Origin of the sequence: Caballeronia sp. dw_19, from assembly GCF_018449515.1 — a bacterium.
Taxonomy (GTDB): domain Bacteria; phylum Pseudomonadota; class Gammaproteobacteria; order Burkholderiales; family Burkholderiaceae; genus Caballeronia.
Map to the genome: position 1 here is coordinate 25,661 of NZ_JAAVUQ010000039.1, position 17,272 is coordinate 42,932.

The window sequence follows — 17,272 nt, forward strand, 5'->3', positions numbered from 1 at the left end:
GCTTACCTCACAAAAATGACGCGCGGAAAGCTGGCCTGCCGCGTGTGTTGCTCGCCGCTTGGCGCCTTGCCTTGCCAAGTCACGATATCGACCGCTTTTTCATCCACCACCGTCGTGAAAGAGTCGCTGCCGAGTTGCAGGTAGGCCACCAGTTCCGCCAAACCGTGTTCAAGCGGTTGCGTGTCGCATAGCTCACGCAACGTCACTTGAGCGCGATCCTGCAGGACATGACGGATGTGCCGCGCAAGCTTTTCGCGGTCGATCACGACCTGCGAATAGAGCGCGCCAGCGTCCACGTTGGCGTCACCGGCTTCCAGTGCGATATCGGCGAGGCGCGGTTTGAAAGACGGGACGTGCAGCGGCCTTTCCATAGGCAGCTCAATGTCGGCCGCCGTGTCGGCGATAGTCATTATCTGACCGGGTGGCGGCTGCTCTCGCACAGCCAGCGCATGCATCTCCACGCCGCGCAGGATGTCCATGATGCGGCGATTTTCCAGCCACGCCTGATCGTCGAGAAACCGTCGCAACTGCTGCGAAAGCGTGGCCACGGTTCGCTGCGTATGCTCACCGGCTTCCAGCCAGTCGTAATGCACCCGGCGCGTGCGGCCATCGGGTTTGAGTTCTGCGACGGGCGGCAACGCCAACACGCGTTCGAGCAGCATCGACAACTCTTCCTGCCGGCTGCTCGACATCAGGAAATCCCAAAAGGCGCGAAAACTTCGCCCCTGATCGGAGTCGGAAATGGCGTCGCGCTCGCCAAGGATCTCCTCCAGCAGCGCACCTTTGGCGCCGTCCCATAACGCAATGCGCTCGCGCACGCGCCGGTCCAGGCCACGGAAATTCTGCTCTACCTCGCGAAAATCGGTCAGGAGTTCCCGCGCTAACGCGATGAACTGCTGGAACCGGTCTTTCAGCTCGGTGGCATCGAGGAGTGCGATATCGCCTGTCAGCGCTCGGGCGATTTCCGCGTCGATGTCGTCGCGCCGTTTCTGCAACCCCGTGATCCGGGCCTGCGGGTCGCTTTCACTTCCTTGGCTCATTTGCTTGAGCAATTCGAACAGGGTGAGCAGCCGGGACTCGGTGCCGACAAAGCTGCGTTCCACCAGCGTCCCCAGCCACGCGATGGCTTTCTCGGTGGCGGGGGTGAGATCGAAGTGAGGTTCGTCCGAACCTTGAGGATAGAACTTGCGCAGCCAGCCTTTGTCGTTGGCGGCCCAGTCGTCCAGATAACTCTGCGCCGTTTTCGGGAAGGCCGCGGATCCCAATTGTTCGCGCAGGCCGAACAGTTCGTCCTCCAGCGCCTCGGCAAGATCGGCTTGCGACATGACCCGCACGTTGGGCGCGATGAAGGTCCGTTGCAGGAAGCTTGCTACAAGGGGGGCGTGATCGGATCGCAGGAGGCGCCACGCCGGATGATTCTGGCGCAACTGGTCGAGGGTGAAATAGTCGAGGTTCATGGGCGAAGCGCGTGACCGCCGGCCAACGGAAATGGGAGGGGAAATAACTGAATGATAGCCGCGCGGCGGAACAGCCAAGCGCGTGAGGTTGATTTGTTACGTGCCGACGAGAATCTAAAGCGCGGCCGCCACGCGCCCCATCTGGTCGATACCGCTATCGAAGATGCGCTGAAAGAACGGGATCATGTTGGGGATCATCAACTGGAGCAGCAGGAATCCGACCAGCATGGTGACCGGAAAACCCACCTGGAAAATCCCGATCTGCGGCGCCGCGCGATTCAGGATGCCCAGCGCCAGGTTGGTAATCAGCAACGCGGCGACCACCGGCAATGAGAGCAGCAAGCCCGTGGAAAACACGCTCACGCCATAGGTCGCAAGCGTCTGCCAGCCACGAGCATGCACCGCAGAGCCCAGCACATTCGCGCTCACCGGCACGCTCTGGAATGTCTGCACAAGGGCGCTGATCATTTGCAGATGGCCGTCGAACACAAGGAACGCGAGCATGGCGATGGTGTTCAGATAACTCGATATCACCACCGAATTCCCGCCGGCACGCGGGTCGTAAAGCATCGCAAAACTCAGGCCCATTTGCATGCCGATGAACTCGCCGGCGGCATCGATGGTAGCGAAAGCAATCTGCATCGTCATGCCGAGCGCCGCGCCGATCATGAACTGATTGATCAGGATGAGCACGCCATCGGCGGAAAACACCGTCACTTGCGGCACTGCGCCAATAGTCGGCGCCACGATCAGCGCCAGGAATCCCGCGAGCGCCACCTTGACGCGAATCGGAATGGCCTGGTGGCTGAGCATCGGCGCGGTCGCGATCAACGCGAGAATCCGCGTGAACGGCCAGAGGAACGACGTCAGCCAGATATTGAGCTGCGCGTAAGTGACGGAGAACATGGCTAGCCGGTGATGGCGGGCGTGATGGTGAAAACGTGGCGCATGTAGTCGAGCAGCATTTCCATCATCCACGGTCCGGCGATCACGAGCGTAAGCGCCACGGCGAGCAATTTCGGAATGAACGAGAGCGTGCTTTCGTTGATCTGCGTGGCGGCCTGGAACAGGCTCACGACCAGGCCGACCACCAGTGCGACCAGTAACAGCGGAGCCGAGAGCAGCAGCGCCACGTACATGGCCTGGTGCGCGATCGACATGACGGATTCTGGGGTCATCGTGTGAGTCTCGTTCTCTTTCTCTGACTTTAGGATACGAAGCTCTGCGCGAGCGAGCCGATCAGCAACTGCCAGCCGTCCACCAGCACGAACAACATCAGCTTGAACGGCAACGAGATAGTGGTGGGCGACACCATCATCATCCCCATCGACATCAGCACGCTCGCCACCACCATGTCGATGATCAGGAACGGAATGAAGATGGTGAAGCCGATCTGGAAGCCGGTTTTAAGCTCACTCGTCACAAACGACGGCACCAGCAGCGAGAGCGGCACGTCTTCGGGACCGTTCATCGGCGGCGCCTTGGCGATCCTTGCGAACAGCGCGAGATCGGCCTCGCGGGTCTGGCGCAGCATGAATTGCTTGAACGGCGCAACGCCGCGCGTCATGGCCTGATCCATCGTGATGGTGCCGTCGGAGAACGGCTTGTACGCGTCGACATAAGCCTTGTCGAGGACCGGCGACATCACGAACAGCGTGAGAAACAGCGCGAGTCCGACGAGCACTTGATTAGGCGGCGTGCTGGTCGTGCCCAGCGCCTGCCGCAACAGCGACAACACAATGATGATGCGCGTGAAGCCCGTCATCATCAGCAGCATGGCCGGCAGGAACGACAGCATCGTGAGCAGCAGCATCGTCTGGACGCTGAGCGAATACGTCGTGCCGCCGTTCGGGCCAGGGCTGGTGTTGAACGCGGGAAGTCCTGCCGTGCTTTGGGCGAAAGCGGTGTAGGGGAGGGCCAGCATGACGACGGGTAGCAACAGTTTCGCCAGTCTCACGCAGCGTGCAAAAAAACGAACCTGCATTACTTGCTCCCGCCTGCGAATTTTTGCAGACGTTTGGTCGCTTCACCGGCAAGGGCATCGCGAAAACGTTGACCGAAACTGCCTTGCAGCGCCTGGCCCTCGGTGGGGAGGCCGTCGGGTTTGAGTTCCACCGATCCCGCCGGCATGGTGTGCAGCAGCCGCACATTGCCGGGCGCCGCGCCAAGCACGAGCCATGTGTCGCCGATCTCCACCACCGAGACGCGCTCCTTATTGCCAAGCGACGCCCCGCCAATCACCTTCACCAGCCCCGTGCGCTTGGTGCCTGCCACGCCGAACTTGCGCGCAAGCCACGCGCAGCCGAACACGAACGCAATCACGATCGCCAGTCCGAGCAGCGTCTGCAGCACCGCGCCCACGCCAAGCGACGGCACGGCCGTGCCCGCGCCAACGCCCGATGCAATCTGCGCCGCGTGATTGACGGCGTTCATGTCGGCGGCGTGAGCTGCGAATGCCGTGGCGAGCGTCGTGAAAGCGACGGCGAAGCGTTTCATCGATTCAACTTCCTGATGCGTTCGGACGGCGTGATGATGTCGGTGAGACGGATACCGAACTTGTCGTTGACCACCACGACTTCGCCCTGCGCGATCAGGCAGCCGTTGACCAGCACGTCCATCGGTTCGCCCGCCAGGCCGTCGAGTTCCACCACCGAACCCTGCGCCAGTTGCAGCAGGTTGCGGATCGCAATCTTGGTACGCCCGAGTTCCACCGTCATCTGCACGGGGATGTCGAGAATCATGTCGATGTCATTGCGCGTCGAGGGCGCTTCGACTTTCGACAAAGGCTGGAACAATCCCGCCGATGAAGCCGCCGCCGGCGTTTCATTGCCGTTCTGCTCAGCCAGCGCGCTCGCCCAGTCGTCCATGCCAAAGTCCTCGCCCTTGAGCGGATCGGACGGCAGCGTGCCTGGTTCAGTTACGTCACTCATATCCACCTTCCTTCATCGTGTCGCTTGCGCTGATCATCTTCTGGACGCGCAACGCGTATTGACCATTGAAAATTCCGTAGCCGCATTCCATCACCGGCACGCCGTCCACTTTTGCCGTGACGACTTCGGGCACGTTGATCGGCAGGACATCGCCCGCTCGCATGTTGAGAATCTTTTCGAAGGTCGTGCCGATCTCCGCCAGATCCACCGTGAGTTCCACTTCGGCCGCCTGCACTTGCTGCGACAGCACGCGGATCCAGCGGCGATCGACTTCGAGCGCTTCGCCTTGAATGGGCGAGGAGAGGATGTCGCGAATGGGTTCGATCATCGAATACGGCATGCAGATGTGCAGCGTGCCGCCGGTCGTACCAAATTCGATGGAGAACTGCGTGACGATCACGATCTCGTTCGGCGTGGCCACGTTCGCGAATTGCGTGTGCATTTCCGAGCGAACGTATTCGAGGTTAAGCGAACGCACGCTTTTCCACGATGCCGCGTAGTGTTCGAACACGAGGTTCAGCAGCTTGCTGATGATGCGTTGCTCGGTCTGCGTGAACTCGCGGCCTTCCACGCGCGTGTGGAAACGGCCGTCGCCGCCGAAGAGGTTATCGACGACGAAGAACACCAGGTTCGGATCGAACACGAACAGCGACGTGCCGCGCAACGGCTTGATGTGGACGAGGTTCAGGTTCGTCGGGATCGGCAGGTTGCGGGTGAATTCGCTGTACTTTTGCACCTTCACCGGACCGACCGAGATTTCCGCCGAGCGCCGCATGAAGTTGAAGATGCCCACGCGCAAGAGGCGCGCGAAGCGGTCGTTGATGATTTCCAGGCCCGGCATCCGGCCCCGGACGATGCGTTCCTGCGTCGCGAGGTTGTAGGGGCGCACGCCGTGGAAGCGTGTTTCGTCGGCGACTGCGTCGACTTCCCCGGTGACGCCCTTGAGCAGGGCGTCCACCTCCTCCTGCGACATGAACTCTTCGTGGCCCATGAGTGTTCCTTGGTTCCTGTGCGCGGTTGCTTGATGTTTGGCGGTCGCGCTTCTTGCAGTTGGCTTGAACGTTTGCTTCTGCGTTTGCTTCTGCGTTGGCTTTTGCGAAAGCGGCTGAAGGCGAGGGTTGCCGCGCGGATTATTGAACGACGAATTCCGTGAACAACACTTCCTGGACACGCGCCGGACTGTCAGGCGTGCCGCCGGTCTTCTGGACCGTCTCCAGCAACTCTTTCGCGAGCTCACGCTTGCCGTCGATGCCCGCCAGATCCTCCGGCCGTTTCGCCGATAACAACATCAGAATGTGGCTGCGTACTTCCGGCATGCGTTCGCCCAGTGCTGCTTGTGCCTTCTGGTCCGGCAGTTTCAACGTCAAGCCGATGCGCAAGTAATGCATGGTGTCGTCGGACTGGAGGTTGACGGTCATCGACTCCAGCGGGAAAAACACCGGGGGCGCGGAGAGCGACGCCTTTGTTAATGCGCCCAAATCGGGCTTGTGCAGGAGGTAGTAATACACACCGGCACCGCCGGCGCCCAGCAAAACGATAAGACCCGCCGCGATCAGCAAGATGCGCTTCATCTTGCCGCTCTTCACGGTGACTATGGGTTGTTGAGTTGCGGTGGTGCTTGCCATGGTTGCGAACCTCTTTCTGTAGCCTGAATTGTTGGCGAAAGTGAGGTTTTGCGATGGGTCGAACAGAAGGGGTTATTAGGGCTAACTCGTGAGTTTGGGGGGTGTTGGCACTGGGGGGCGGTTTTTGGGTGTTGCTTGGGGGTGGAGGCGGGGGGTATGCCGGGTTGCCAGGTTTTGGGGTTAGCGGTCGGGGTCTATGCTGGGTTGCTGCTTTCGGCCGTGGTGGTCTGCGAGAGTCGGATTTTCTCTTTATCACTATTAGCCACTGTGCGTGGCGGCACGTCATTTCTTTGTCCAAAGCGACAAAGAAACGAAGCAAAGAAAGCGCTTTTAACCACGCTACCCTAAGTGTCCACAGCGTGCAGTTTTGATTCATGGGTGCCCCAAAAGCACGGTGCTCGCCAGAGCGACGGATGGTTGAAACCCTCCTTCTCGCGAATCCTGACACGAACACGCTTCGCCCCCAACGCTCTCGGGCAAGCACCAGCGCTCAATGACCTTTACGGTTCTTCAGACCATCACCGCGCTAAAGTCGGCAAGTCTCGGTTTGACCGGAAAACGCCCCGCTTATAGCTCGCGCGGCAAGCATTGCGCTCGCCCCCGCGTCAAGCAAACGTATCCACCAACCCAACTTGCCTGCGCACCGGCATGCTGATCGTGCTCAGCACATCCACGCTCCCCCCGCTATCAACACCGCCAATTTCGCCCGAGCCGCGGCCGCCTCGCCCCCCATTCGATGACGCTCCATCTCCCTGCTGACCCGATTGCTGACCCGCAAAACCATCACTCACGCTCGTACTGCCAAGCGATATCCCGCTGCCTTGCATCGCTTCACGCAAAGTCGGTAATGCCGCTTCGACCGCCGCCCGAACCTGCGCGTGCGTCGACACAAACAACGCGTGCGCATGGTTGTCCGTGACCTGCAAGACCACCTGCAACGGCCCCAGGTCCTTCGGGTTCAACGTCAATTCAGCACTCTGCTGATGACCGTTCGACAGAAACACCACCTTCTGGCTAAACGCCTCATCCCATCCACTCGACCCAACATGCGGCGCAATCGCCGCACTGCCCGCAGCCGTCGCCGCACTCTGGGCCGGCGCGCTTCCCGTCGTCGCGGACGCCTGCATCGAAGCCGAATGCGCAGCAGTCTCAGCAGTAGCTTTGTAAGCAGCACTGCCGTCATCAGCCGGTGTCGCGGAAGCCTGAGCCGGCGCATCGGCTTGTTGCGCCGCCGAGGTCGCGCCAGCTTGCTGCGTCGTCGATGAACGGCTCCCCCCATCACCCGCCGACGACGTCATCGATATCGCCCGGTTCGATGCCCTCGAACCACCACCCTTGCCACCCACGGCCACATTCGCACCGTTGGCCGCATTCGCTCCATTCGCCACGGCTGCGGCTGCCGCTACTGCCGCATCGGGCGATGGCGTCGCAGCACCCTGCGTATTCGCCATCTGCAAGAGCCCGGCGTGAAGCGCATCTGCAGCCTGCGCGTCGCTCAACTTGTCCTTCGACTGCGTGGAAGAGGTCGCGTCCGTTGCGTCCGCATCCGTCGCGGCAGTCGCCGGATCAGTCGCAGCCGTCGCAGGATCGGCGGCCGCACCACCCCGTGCCCTCAACATGGCCGCTGCGGTCGCCGCCGCAGTCGCGGCCGCTGCCGTCGCTGTGGCTTCGGGCCGTGCCGTCGCCGCATCCGTCTGAGCCGCCTCGTCCGCAGCGCTCGCGTCAGCCGCCGTCGTAGATGCAGTCGCAGCCTGCGCTTGATCGGCCGCGGATGAAGCTGATGACGCCGATGAAGCCGTAGAACTCGCCCCCGCCGCCTGGTCCGCGCTGTCGGCCTGCTCCGCCGCCGCCTTAGCCTGCGCAGTTGAAGCGTCGTCGGGCTTGGGTGCGTCGTGAACACTGCCACGCGCCGCCGATGCCGCCGCCGCAGCTTTCGCCGCCTGCGCTTGTGCTTGCACTCGCGCCTGGGCCACCGCTTCCTCGTTTGCCTTGGTGGTTATGTTGTGCAGCGTCGAAACAAACGATGCCGCCGCACTATCGCTTGCCGACGTTGCCGCCGCATTCCGCGATTGGGCAGCGCTCAAGCTAAGCATCGTGCTGGCAGAATTAACGGTCGACATACATGGCCTCTTGTATCTTGTACACGATAAAAATCGCTAAAAACTTCATGCCTTTTCGGCGCGCATCCGCAACATCTTGGAGGCGTGCTCATCGGAATCACGTTGTTCAATCCGTGCTTCCTGCTTGACCTTCACGGCTTCGCCGCGCGCAGCCAGCACTTCGTATGAACCCAGCTTCTGCTTGCGCTGCTGCCATTCCGGCTTGGCCGCTTCCAGCCGCTGGTTCGCGCCCACGAGCAAGATGCGCTGCTGGCCGATGGCGGAATCGAGGGTATCGACGAATGCCTGGAAATTGCGCAGCGTCTGCGCGGTCGTGCCTTCCTGCGCCGATGCCGTAAAACGCGCGTGATACTCGTCGCGATACGTGATCAGCGAGTTCAACTGCGTCTCCACCTCGTCACGCTCTTGCTGGAGCTTGCCAAGCTTTTTCGTGGCGGCCTCCAGTTCTTCTTCCGCGAGGTTGATCAAGGTCTTGATCGGCAGATGCTTGGACATGGACGTCAGATTCCTAAATTGTCTTTATTCGAACAATGCATCGAGTTGGGCCAGGCTCGGTTCAAACATGGCCTGCTCACGAAATCCCTGCTGCAAAAATGCTTCGATGCGCGGGTACAGCGCAATCGCCCGATCGAGTAACGCATCCCGCCCCGTGGAATACGCGCCTACATTGATCAAATCGCGATTGCGCTGGTAGCGCGACAACATCTGCTTGAATAAACGCACCCGGTCGAGATGCTTGTCGTCGATCAGCGCCGTCATCGCCCGGCTGATGGACGCTTCAATGTCGATGGCCGGGTAATGCCCCGCTTCGGCCAACGAACGCGACAACACAATATGGCCGTCGAGAATGGCGCGCGCTGAATCGGCGATAGGATCTTGCTGATCGTCCCCTTCCGTCAAGACCGTATAAAAAGCGGTAATCGATCCCGCACCCTCCCGGCCGTTCCCGGTCCGTTCAACCAGCGCCGGCAGTTTGGCGAACACGGAGGGCGGATATCCTTTGGTGGCGGGCGGTTCGCCGATCGCGAGCGCAATCTCGCGCTGCGCCATGGCATAGCGTGTGAGCGAATCCATCAGCAGCAGTACGTGTTTGCCCTGATCCCGAAAATATTCGGCCAGAGAGGTCGCGTAGGTCGCGCCCTGCATCCGCAAAATCGGCGACACATCGGCGGGCGCCGCCACCACGACCGAGCGCGCCAGCCCATCCTCGCCAAGAATCTGTTCGATGAATTCCTTCACCTCGCGGCCCCGTTCACCAATCAGCCCGATCACGATCACTTCGGCGCTCGTATAGCGCGCCATGGTGCCGAGCAGCACGGACTTGCCCACGCCCGAGCCCGCGAACAGGCCCATGCGCTGGCCGCGTCCCACGGTCAGCAACGCATTGATCGCGCGCACGCCGACATCGAGCACCTTGTGAATAGGCTCGCGATTGAGCGGGTTGATGGTCGGCGCGGTCAGCGGCGCATCGATCTTCGAGCCAAGGGGCCCAAGCCCGTCGAGTGGCCTGCCCGACGCGTCGACCACACGGCCGAGCATTTCCCAGCCGACCGGCAGACGCTTGGCGCCGGCCATCGGATCATTGATTGGTGCGCTTTCCAGCGGATACACCCGGGCTCCGGGCAACAGGCCGGAGACTTCGGTGGTCGGCATGAGGAACAGCTTGTCGCCGGAGAAACCAACGACTTCGGCCTCGGCCATCGGGATCGAACTGCCGGCGGGCAACTCGATCATGCATTCCGAGCCCACGCCCAGCTTTAATCCCACGGCTTCCAGAACCAGGCCGGCTGCACGCGTGAGACGCCCGCACGCACGCAACGGTTTCGATATCTGGCTGCGTGCCTTGCTGGCTTCAAGTTGCGCGCGCCAGCCATCCAGATGCGGGTTGTTCGCCATATCGGCGAGATCGACGATGGTCCGGGCCGCGATTTCTTCGATCGTCGGTTCGGCGTCGTCGTCCGCGGCGAGCGGACCGAACGACGCGCGCGCCAGTTCCTGTTCGAGCTCGCTCAACCCTTCCTGCGTGACGCGGCGCGTGGCGCTTGCATTGACATGGGTTGAATTCACCATGGTTGTGATCTCCCGAGCGCCGCCGCTACGCGCTCCCAGCGCGTGACATTGGTTGCATCGATTTCACCGCTTGCCGCATGCGCCCGGCAACCGCCACGCTCAATATCCGGATCGGTCCTGACCGACCATCCCGCCGCCTGGAGTTCTTCCAGCAAATACGCTTCGACAATCGGCAGATCCGCCGGATTCACTGTCAGATACGGCGCTCCCGCCAATGCCGGTTCTGCCGCGATCACCGAGCGCGCGACGGCCAGCACCGCGGTCGGATCGAGTGTCAGATGTTGCGAAACGACTTGTTGCGCGATGTCCAGCGCCAGCGCCATCAGCGCCTCGGCGACTACCGCGTCTGCGGCTTGCAGCGCGATCTTGAAGGTATCGGCCATCTGCGCCAGCCGCGTGGCTTCCGCACGCGAGTCGCGGCGGCCTTCTTCCACACCTTGTTCGTAACCCTGGTCGTAACCGGCCTTGTAGCCCATTGCCTGACCCGCCACATGGCCCGACGCCAACCCTTGCGCGTGCGCTTCATCGCGAACACGGCGCAAGTGCTGTGCCAGCGCGGCCTGATCGGCGGCGCTGCGATCGACCGGAACCGGATCGAACGACGCCATCTCCCAGCGCTGATAAGCGGACATGCGAGCCTTCTTGGCCGCATCGGCAGCGTGAGCCTTCTTGGCCGCGTCGGTAGCGTGAGCCTTCTTGGCGGCTTCGGCGGCGTCAGACATACGCGTCCTCGGCCTTGCCGCCTAACTGGATCTGACCCGATTCCGCCAGGTTGCGCACGATCTGCAAGATCTTGCGCTGCTGTGCTTCGACTTCCGAGAGCCGCACCGGGCCGCGCGAGTCGAGATCCTCGGCCAGCAGTTCGGCGGCGCGCTGCGACATGTTCGCGAGGAACTTCTGCCGCAGCGGCGGCTGGGCGCCTTTCAGCGAGACAATCAGCGTTTCAGATTCCACTTCTTTCAGCAGCAACTGGATTGCGCGGTCTTCAAGTTCGAGCAAATTCTCGAACACAAACATTTGATCGATGATCTTCTGCGCGAGTTCCGCATCGAATTCCTTCACGTTTTCGATCACGGATTCTTCGTGCGCCGTCGACATGAAGTTGAGGATTTCCGCCGCCGTGCGGATGCCGCCCATCGGCGCGCGCTTCAGGTTGTCGCTGCCGGAGAGCAGGGTGGTCAGCACGTCGTCGAGTTCGCGCAGCGCGGCCGGCTGGATGCCGTCGAGCGTGGCAATGCGCAGCAACACGTCGTTGCGCAACCGCTCGCTCATCAGCGCCACGATCTCGGACGCCTGGTCGCGGTCCAGGTGAACCAGAATGGTCGCGATAATCTGCGGATGCTCGTTCTTGATCAGCTCGGACACAGCGGCTGAATCCATCCACTTCAGGCCTTCGATGCCGCTGGTATCGCTGCCCTGCAGGATCCGGTCGATCAGCGCGCCCGCCTTGCTTTCGCCGAGCGCCTTGGTCAGCACCGCCCGGATATATTCGCTCGAATCGAGCGACAGCGCGGTGTGCTGCTCGGCTTCCTGGACGAACTCGGTCATCACGTTATCGAGCTGTTCGCGCGTCACGTTTTTCAACGTCGCCATGGTCGCGCCGATCTTCTGCACCTCGCGCGGTCCGAGGTACTTGAACACTTCCGCCGCTTCCGATTCACCAATCGACATCAGCAGGAGAGCGGCTTTATTCAGGCCTTCAGCGTTCATCGGACACCCAGTTCTTGACGACCGTCGCGACGATTCTCGGGTCCTGGCGCGCAACCATGCGCGCGTAGTCGAGATTGCGTTCGAACTTGGCCTTGTTGCTTTCGTGACCGAGCAAACTGACCTCGGCATCCTTTTCGTCTTCTAGCTGCGACTTCGGCATGGACGGCCCGTCGAGCAGCGACAGGTCATCCGGTGAGGCGAGCGCTGGCGGCGGAGGCGGCGGCGGGAACGCGCGGCGCAGCGCCGGCTTCACCATGCTGAAATACAGGAACAACGCCACTGCACCGATCCCCGCGTACTTCGCGAGCTGGATGGCGCGCGCAATCATGTCTGGCGTGCGCCACCACGGTACGTCGGGAATCACGGTCGAATCCACCAGGAAGGTGCTGTTGACCACGTTCACCGAATCGCCGCGCTTTTCGTCGTAGCCCATTGCGTCTTTCACCAGTTGCTGCACCTGCTCGAGCTTGTCGGCAGGCAGCGGCTGCATGGTCACGGCGCCCTTGGCATCGACTTGTTTCTGGTAGTTCACCACCACCGCAACCGACAAGCGCTTGATGCCGCCCATCGGCTGCTCATAGTGGCGCACGGTCCGGTCGACTTCGTAATTGGTCGTGGTGTCCTTGCGCATGCTGATCGGCGCGGCTTTCCCGGCGTCCGCGCCGCTGGCGGCTGCGTCGATAGGTGCAGACGCCGCAGCCGGCGGCTGGTTTGACAGCGCGCCCGGCACGCCGCCCACGTTCGCGCCCGCGGTGTCATTCGAAACGCTCGACTGCTGGCTGCGGATCGCCGTGTTTTGCGGGTTGGCGTTCGGGCCGTAGCTTTCGGCGGTTTGCTCGAGCTTCGAGAAGTCGATATCCGCGCTCACCTGCGAGTGCGCGTTGCCGGCGCCGAACAGCGGCGCGAGGATGGCGTCGATACGCCCCTGCGTGTTGCGCTCGATCTGCTGCACATATTTGAGCTGCGACGCGTCCAGGCCGTTCGCCGAGCTTTGCTGCGTGAGGAGGTTGCCGTCCTGATCGACGATGGTCACGCCCTTCACCGGCAGATCCGGCACGCTGGACGACACCATGTGCTGAATCGCGATGATCTGGCCCTCATCGAGCGCGCGGCCGGGGTAGAGATTCAGCATGACCGACGCGGTCGGCAGTTCCTTTTCCCGCACGAACACGGTGGGCTTCGGAATGGCGAGATGGACGCGGGCTTCGCGCACCGAGGAAATCGAGCCGATGGTTTTTTCCAGCTCACCTTCCAGCGCGCGTTGATAGTTGACCTGCTCGGCGAACTGGCTGATGCCGAACTTCTGGTTATCCATCAATTCGAAGCCGACCGAGCCGTTCTTCGGCAGACCTTGCGACGCGAGGCGCAGGCGGGTTTCGTGCACCGCGTCGCTGGGAACCAGGATCGCGCCGCCCGATTCGGCGATCTTGTAGGGAATGTTGCCTTGCTGCAGCGCAGCGACAATCGCGCCGCCATCGCGGTCGGAGAGATTGCTGAACAACACCCGGTAATCCGGCTGGCGTGACCACATCACGAGGCCCGCTACCACCACGGCCAGGATAGCCACGGCGATGATCAGCGGCATGCGCGGGTTGTTGCGAAACTGGTTGAGCGTCGGTATGCGCGGACTGAAGCCGCCGCTGCCGCCGAAGTCCGCGCCGCCCGCGTAGCCGGCTCCGCCCGCACCTGCGGCGATCGACCCGGCGGTGCCTGGCTGCGCGCCAGTCAGACCCATGCGGGCGTCCGGGTTGATCAGGTTGGTTGTGGAATCCATGCTTCGAAACTCTCCGAGTCTTGCGTTTTCTGCAGCGCGCACCGGCGATAGCCGTGCGCACTACAGGCACTTTCATGAGAGGAATTATCCGTAAGGAGAGGTAAGTCGATTCAGCGAACAGAAGCGAGTTTTGGTTTCCTTTCACCGCTTTGCGAAATGACGCTGCTGCTAGACTTTTTCCTAGTCGGTCAGGCCATATGGCGAACCGCTCAGGTTCCGGCGCAGACGCCGGCCTGAGGCCCGGGACAGGCTCCGGTTCGAATTGTCCCAGAAGTGCTGCAATCCCTATGTTTCACCGATTTTCAGTTCCTTTCCGTTCCTTCTGGAGACCCTATGAATGCTCCTATCAGCCCGTTGAGTTCGGCGCTCCAGCAAATGCAGGTCATGGCGACGCAGGCTGCAGGCGGCGCCGGCCAAGTCGCGAGCGGCAGCGTCGTGCCCGAATCGGGTGCAGCGAGCGCCGGCAGTTTCGCCGACGCGCTGAAGTCGTCTCTCGACAGCATCAGCAGCAGCCAGAACAACGCGATCAACCAGGCGCAGGCGTTCGAAGTGGGCGCGCCAAACGTTTCGCTGAACGACGTGATGATCGACATGCAGAAGGCGAACGTGGGATTCCAGTTCGGTTTGCAGGTCCGCAACAAGCTCGTGTCGGCTTATAGCGACATCATGAACATCGCGGTCTGAGCGCTGCGCCGGTTTTTCCGCATCGTCGATCCGCCGACTATTTCCCCTCCTGGAATTCGCTGTGACGCAAAGCACGCCTAAAGCTTTTGCCGCTTTCTCCGATAACCCGGATAGCAGCACGATAAACGGTCAGACAAATAGAAGGGTCTCGATCAGTTCATCGGCATCGGTTCATCACGGTTACCGTCAATAAGTGCGCCGGCGGGCAGCGCGTTGTGCGCGAAACGCCCACGGCAACCAACTTGCATGGGACCAGAGTAAGGAGAGGGTCGGATGTTTTCCCAGGCACACGGTGGGGCTAACGCTTATGCGCGCGTCGGCGTTCAGACAGGGGTAATGGGCGCGAGCCCGCACAGGCTGGTCGCCATGTTGTATCAGGGTGCGCGACAGGCCATTGCCCAAGCGCGGATGTACCTGCAGCAAGGCAATATCCCGGCACGCGGCGAAGCGATCACGAAAGCGATCAGCATTATTGAAAGCGGTTTGCAGCAGTCGCTCAACATGGACGTGGGCGGCGACATCGCGGCCCGCCTGGATGCGTTGTACACGTACATGTCGCATCGTTTGCTGGAAGCGAATGTGCGTCAGAGCGAAGAGGTGCTGGTGGAGATCGATGGCCTGCTGGCGACCCTGGAGGAAGCCTGGATGGCGATTGCACCCGATGCAGCAAAAATGGCTGCGGCGTGAAGCCGCGAAACATGCTTGCCCATAATGAAAACCACACAAGAATATTTCGCTCATTATGAAGCGATTGCCGCACTTTCTACGTGCATGCTGGCCGCAGCACGCAGTGGAGAATGGGGTGAACTGAAGACGATGCAGGGCGCGTACCGGGATCTGGTCGACGGCTTGAGAGAGGTCGATCCCCGTTCCGAACTGGACGACACCGCGCGTGCCCGCAAGCTCGAACTGGTGCGCCGGATTCTTGCCGACGACGCCGCCATTCGCGATCTCAGCACCCCCAGCCTCGCGCGTTTGTCCGCAGCGTTATTCACCGTGAACAGGCCAGTGCGAGTTTTGAAGAAGATGATCGGGTTCCGCTAGGGCGTGTTTGACGCGTTCGCGGCTCGTTGAAACCGGTGGCCGGCCGTTCGGCTGGACTGCTGACCCGAGGATACTGGCATGACTGGACTGGACTCCGCCGTCGCTGCGCTGCTTGCCAGCCGCACTGACATGCTGTTGTCCGCGCTCAATACGCAGACCAGTTCGACCGCGCCCCAAGCCAATACCTCGCAACTTTTAGTCGATACCCCCAAGGTCGCCACGCCCGCGGCCGTTATCAGCGCGTATGCCGTGTCCGGCCCGTCGACGCAGACCGCGTTGAGCGAGATCGCGCGCACGCTCGACATCATTTCGCGGTTCGGCGGCAGCACGACGCCCGCTTTGCCTGGCACCGTGCCGTTGTGGCCGACCGCGCCGCGCCTGGTCGTGGCCGCGAGCGCCTTCGAGAGCCTGTCCGGGTCGTTGTTTTCCTCCAGCTCGGCGAATGCCGCGAGCGCGGTCAACCCGCCCGCGCCGCCTTTGCCCGCGCCCGTGCTGGCGGCAATGCTGGCCCGGACCGTCGCGGACAGCGGCCTTTTCTACGAAAACCATATCGCGCTCTGGCTGGGCGGACAGCGTTCGCTCGCGTCGCTGCGAAATGAGCCCCAGGGGCGGGTGGACAAATTGGCAAGCGAATTGCCGTCGGATTCTTTCCTGGCTGCGGCTGACGGTGCGCCTGACGCCTGGATCGATGAAACGCTGCTGCCGCCCACCTTCGCCGCCGCCGATACCCCCGACGCGCCCAATCCCATGCGTCCCGTGCCTACGCCTCAAACGCCGCAGCAGGCGGCGGCGCTGGCGGCATCGGTGCGCGCGATGCCCACGAGCCTGTTTTCATCGACGGCGCAGGGAAGCGGAATAAGCGCGCCGCCTTCGGCCGCGCATCTGCAGGATTCGGCCGTGCAGGCGGCGATTGCCTCCGGCATTCATCCATCGACTATTCCGCTGGTCCGCCAACAGCTCGACGTGCTCGCTTCCGATCAGTTTCGCTGGTCCGGCGAAGCGTGGCCGGGCGCGAAGTTCGAGTGGGAAATCCAGCCGCAGAACCGCGCTCCCTATGGGCGCGATGCGTTCCAGGAGAGCGGCGCGGGCGCCGGTTCCACCGATACGGATCGCGCCTGGCACACGCGTGTCACGCTGAGCTTGCCCACGCTCGGCAATGTGGATGCCGATCTCGTGCTCACCGGCCAGCAACTGGTGGTGCGCCTGAATGCGAGCGAGGGCGGCGCCGCCCGTCTTGCCGCCGATGGTCATCATTTCCAGCAACAACTCGACGCGGCGGGATTGCAGCTCGCAGGATTGACCGTGCACGCCCGCGACGCGCTGGCTGACCTGGCCGCTGACCCGGCGTTCCCCCATTTCATCGATGCTGCTAGCCCGGCGGTGCCGCCACCGGCATCGACATTGCCATCGGCTGGGAGCGACACGTGAGTCCGCGCAACGATTCGCGCAAGCAGGCGACCGCGCTCGCCTACGACACCAAAAACGCCGACGCCGCGCCGCGTGTGGTCGCGAAGGGCTACGGGCTGGTCGCGGAAATGATCGTGCAGCGCGCGAAGGACGCGGGGCTGTATGTGCATGAATCGCCGGAGATGGTGTCGCTGCTGATGCAGGTCGACCTGGACTCGCGCATTCCGCCGGCGCTTTATCAGGCCGTGGCGGAACTGCTCGCGTGGTTGTATCGGCTGGAGAACGGGGTGGAGGCGGGTCCGCCGCCCGAAGTGGACCCTGCAATTCCGGTGCGCAAGGGCCGCCGCCGCCCGGCTTGATTCATCGAGCGCTGCGTTTTCGGCGTTATCCCCAAGCCTTTTGCTCATCAACCGCTGCTGGCCGGAGCCGCAAATTCCATGGCGGCGGCGTG

19 protein-coding genes are annotated in these 17,272 nt (G+C 62.2%); 5 read left to right on the forward strand and 14 right to left on the reverse strand.

Features of this window, described 5'->3' with window-relative positions:
* Positions 1 to 2: 2 nt before the first annotated feature.
* The 14 genes from HB376_RS33270 to fliF all read right to left on the reverse strand — a co-directional run bounded on the left by HB376_RS33270 (position 3) and on the right by fliF (position 13,686).
* Positions 3 to 1,457, reverse strand: coding sequence for a DUF3375 domain-containing protein (locus HB376_RS33270; RefSeq protein WP_213767906.1), 1,455 nt, complete (start codon positions 1,455 to 1,457; stop codon positions 3 to 5).
* Between the two features lie 114 nt (positions 1,458 to 1,571).
* Positions 1,572 to 2,363 (reverse strand): flagellar biosynthetic protein FliR, encoded by a 792-nt coding sequence (fliR, locus tag HB376_RS33275; RefSeq protein ID WP_213767907.1) that lies wholly within the window; start codon positions 2,361 to 2,363, stop codon positions 1,572 to 1,574.
* Between the two features lie 2 nt (positions 2,364 to 2,365).
* Entirely contained in the window at positions 2,366 to 2,635 is a 270-nt protein-coding gene (fliQ, locus tag HB376_RS33280; protein WP_213767908.1) for a flagellar biosynthesis protein FliQ, read from the reverse strand.
* Positions 2,636 to 2,664: 29 nt separating this feature from the next.
* Positions 2,665 to 3,441, reverse strand: a complete 777-nt coding sequence (fliP, locus tag HB376_RS33285; protein ID WP_255631700.1) for a flagellar type III secretion system pore protein FliP — start codon at positions 3,439 to 3,441, stop codon at positions 2,665 to 2,667.
* Positions 3,441 to 3,953 (reverse strand): flagellar biosynthetic protein FliO, encoded by a 513-nt coding sequence (fliO, locus tag HB376_RS33290; RefSeq protein ID WP_213767909.1) that lies wholly within the window; start codon positions 3,951 to 3,953, stop codon positions 3,441 to 3,443. The genes fliP and fliO overlap by 1 nt, the downstream gene beginning before the upstream one ends.
* Positions 3,950 to 4,387 carry a flagellar motor switch protein FliN gene (gene fliN, locus HB376_RS33295; protein ID WP_213767910.1) on the reverse strand — a complete coding sequence of 146 codons (438 nt, stop codon included), beginning with the start codon at positions 4,385 to 4,387 and terminating at the stop codon, positions 3,950 to 3,952. Before fliN ends, fliO begins: the two co-directional genes overlap by 4 nt.
* A complete protein-coding gene (fliM, locus tag HB376_RS33300) occupies positions 4,380 to 5,378 on the reverse strand; it encodes a flagellar motor switch protein FliM (RefSeq protein ID WP_213767911.1) in 999 nt (332 codons plus the stop codon). The genes fliN and fliM overlap by 8 nt, the downstream gene beginning before the upstream one ends.
* Positions 5,379 to 5,517: 139 nt before the next feature.
* A complete protein-coding gene (gene fliL, locus HB376_RS33305; RefSeq protein ID WP_213767912.1) occupies positions 5,518 to 6,012 on the reverse strand; it encodes a flagellar basal body-associated protein FliL in 495 nt (164 codons plus the stop codon).
* Positions 6,013 to 6,617: 605 nt separating this feature from the next.
* Complete coding sequence (locus tag HB376_RS33310) at positions 6,618 to 8,132, reverse strand: flagellar hook-length control protein FliK (protein ID WP_213767913.1); 1,515 nt, start codon at positions 8,130 to 8,132, stop codon at positions 6,618 to 6,620.
* A gap of 45 nt (positions 8,133 to 8,177) precedes the next feature.
* On the reverse strand, positions 8,178 to 8,627 hold the full coding sequence (gene fliJ / locus HB376_RS33315) for a flagellar export protein FliJ (protein WP_213767914.1): 450 nt from the start codon (positions 8,625 to 8,627) through the stop codon (positions 8,178 to 8,180).
* A 24-nt stretch (positions 8,628 to 8,651) separates the two neighbouring features.
* Complete coding sequence (gene fliI, locus HB376_RS33320; protein ID WP_255631702.1) at positions 8,652 to 10,202, reverse strand: flagellar protein export ATPase FliI; 1,551 nt, start codon at positions 10,200 to 10,202, stop codon at positions 8,652 to 8,654.
* Entirely contained in the window at positions 10,196 to 10,834 is a 639-nt protein-coding gene (gene fliH / locus HB376_RS33325; protein WP_255631704.1) for a flagellar assembly protein FliH, read from the reverse strand. The genes fliI and fliH overlap by 7 nt, the downstream gene beginning before the upstream one ends.
* Positions 10,835 to 10,916: 82 nt before the next feature.
* Complete coding sequence (gene fliG, locus HB376_RS33330; RefSeq protein ID WP_213767916.1) at positions 10,917 to 11,912, reverse strand: flagellar motor switch protein FliG; 996 nt, start codon at positions 11,910 to 11,912, stop codon at positions 10,917 to 10,919.
* Positions 11,902 to 13,686, reverse strand: coding sequence for a flagellar basal-body MS-ring/collar protein FliF (fliF, locus tag HB376_RS33335; RefSeq protein WP_213767917.1), 1,785 nt, complete (start codon positions 13,684 to 13,686; stop codon positions 11,902 to 11,904). Before fliF ends, fliG begins: the two co-directional genes overlap by 11 nt.
* 333 nt (positions 13,687 to 14,019) lie before the next feature.
* Here fliF and fliE point away from each other — a divergent pair, with 333 nt between their 5' ends.
* The 5 genes from fliE to HB376_RS33360 all read left to right on the forward strand — a co-directional run bounded on the left by fliE (position 14,020) and on the right by HB376_RS33360 (position 17,180).
* Positions 14,020 to 14,370: a flagellar hook-basal body complex protein FliE gene (fliE, locus tag HB376_RS33340; RefSeq protein ID WP_213767918.1), complete on the forward strand. Its 351-nt coding sequence runs from the start codon at positions 14,020 to 14,022 to the stop codon at positions 14,368 to 14,370.
* 273 nt (positions 14,371 to 14,643) lie between these two features.
* Positions 14,644 to 15,057 carry a flagellar export chaperone FliS gene (fliS, locus tag HB376_RS33345; RefSeq protein ID WP_213767919.1) on the forward strand — a complete coding sequence of 138 codons (414 nt, stop codon included), beginning with the start codon at positions 14,644 to 14,646 and terminating at the stop codon, positions 15,055 to 15,057.
* Between the two features lie 24 nt (positions 15,058 to 15,081).
* Positions 15,082 to 15,414, forward strand: coding sequence for a flagellar protein FliT (locus HB376_RS33350; protein WP_213767920.1), 333 nt, complete (start codon positions 15,082 to 15,084; stop codon positions 15,412 to 15,414).
* A 78-nt stretch (positions 15,415 to 15,492) separates the two neighbouring features.
* On the forward strand, positions 15,493 to 16,842 hold the full coding sequence (locus tag HB376_RS33355) for a flagellar hook-length control protein FliK (protein WP_213767921.1): 1,350 nt from the start codon (positions 15,493 to 15,495) through the stop codon (positions 16,840 to 16,842).
* A complete protein-coding gene (locus tag HB376_RS33360) occupies positions 16,839 to 17,180 on the forward strand; it encodes an EscU/YscU/HrcU family type III secretion system export apparatus switch protein (protein ID WP_213767922.1) in 342 nt (113 codons plus the stop codon). The genes HB376_RS33355 and HB376_RS33360 overlap by 4 nt, the downstream gene beginning before the upstream one ends.
* The last annotated feature ends 92 nt before the right edge of the window (positions 17,181 to 17,272 follow it).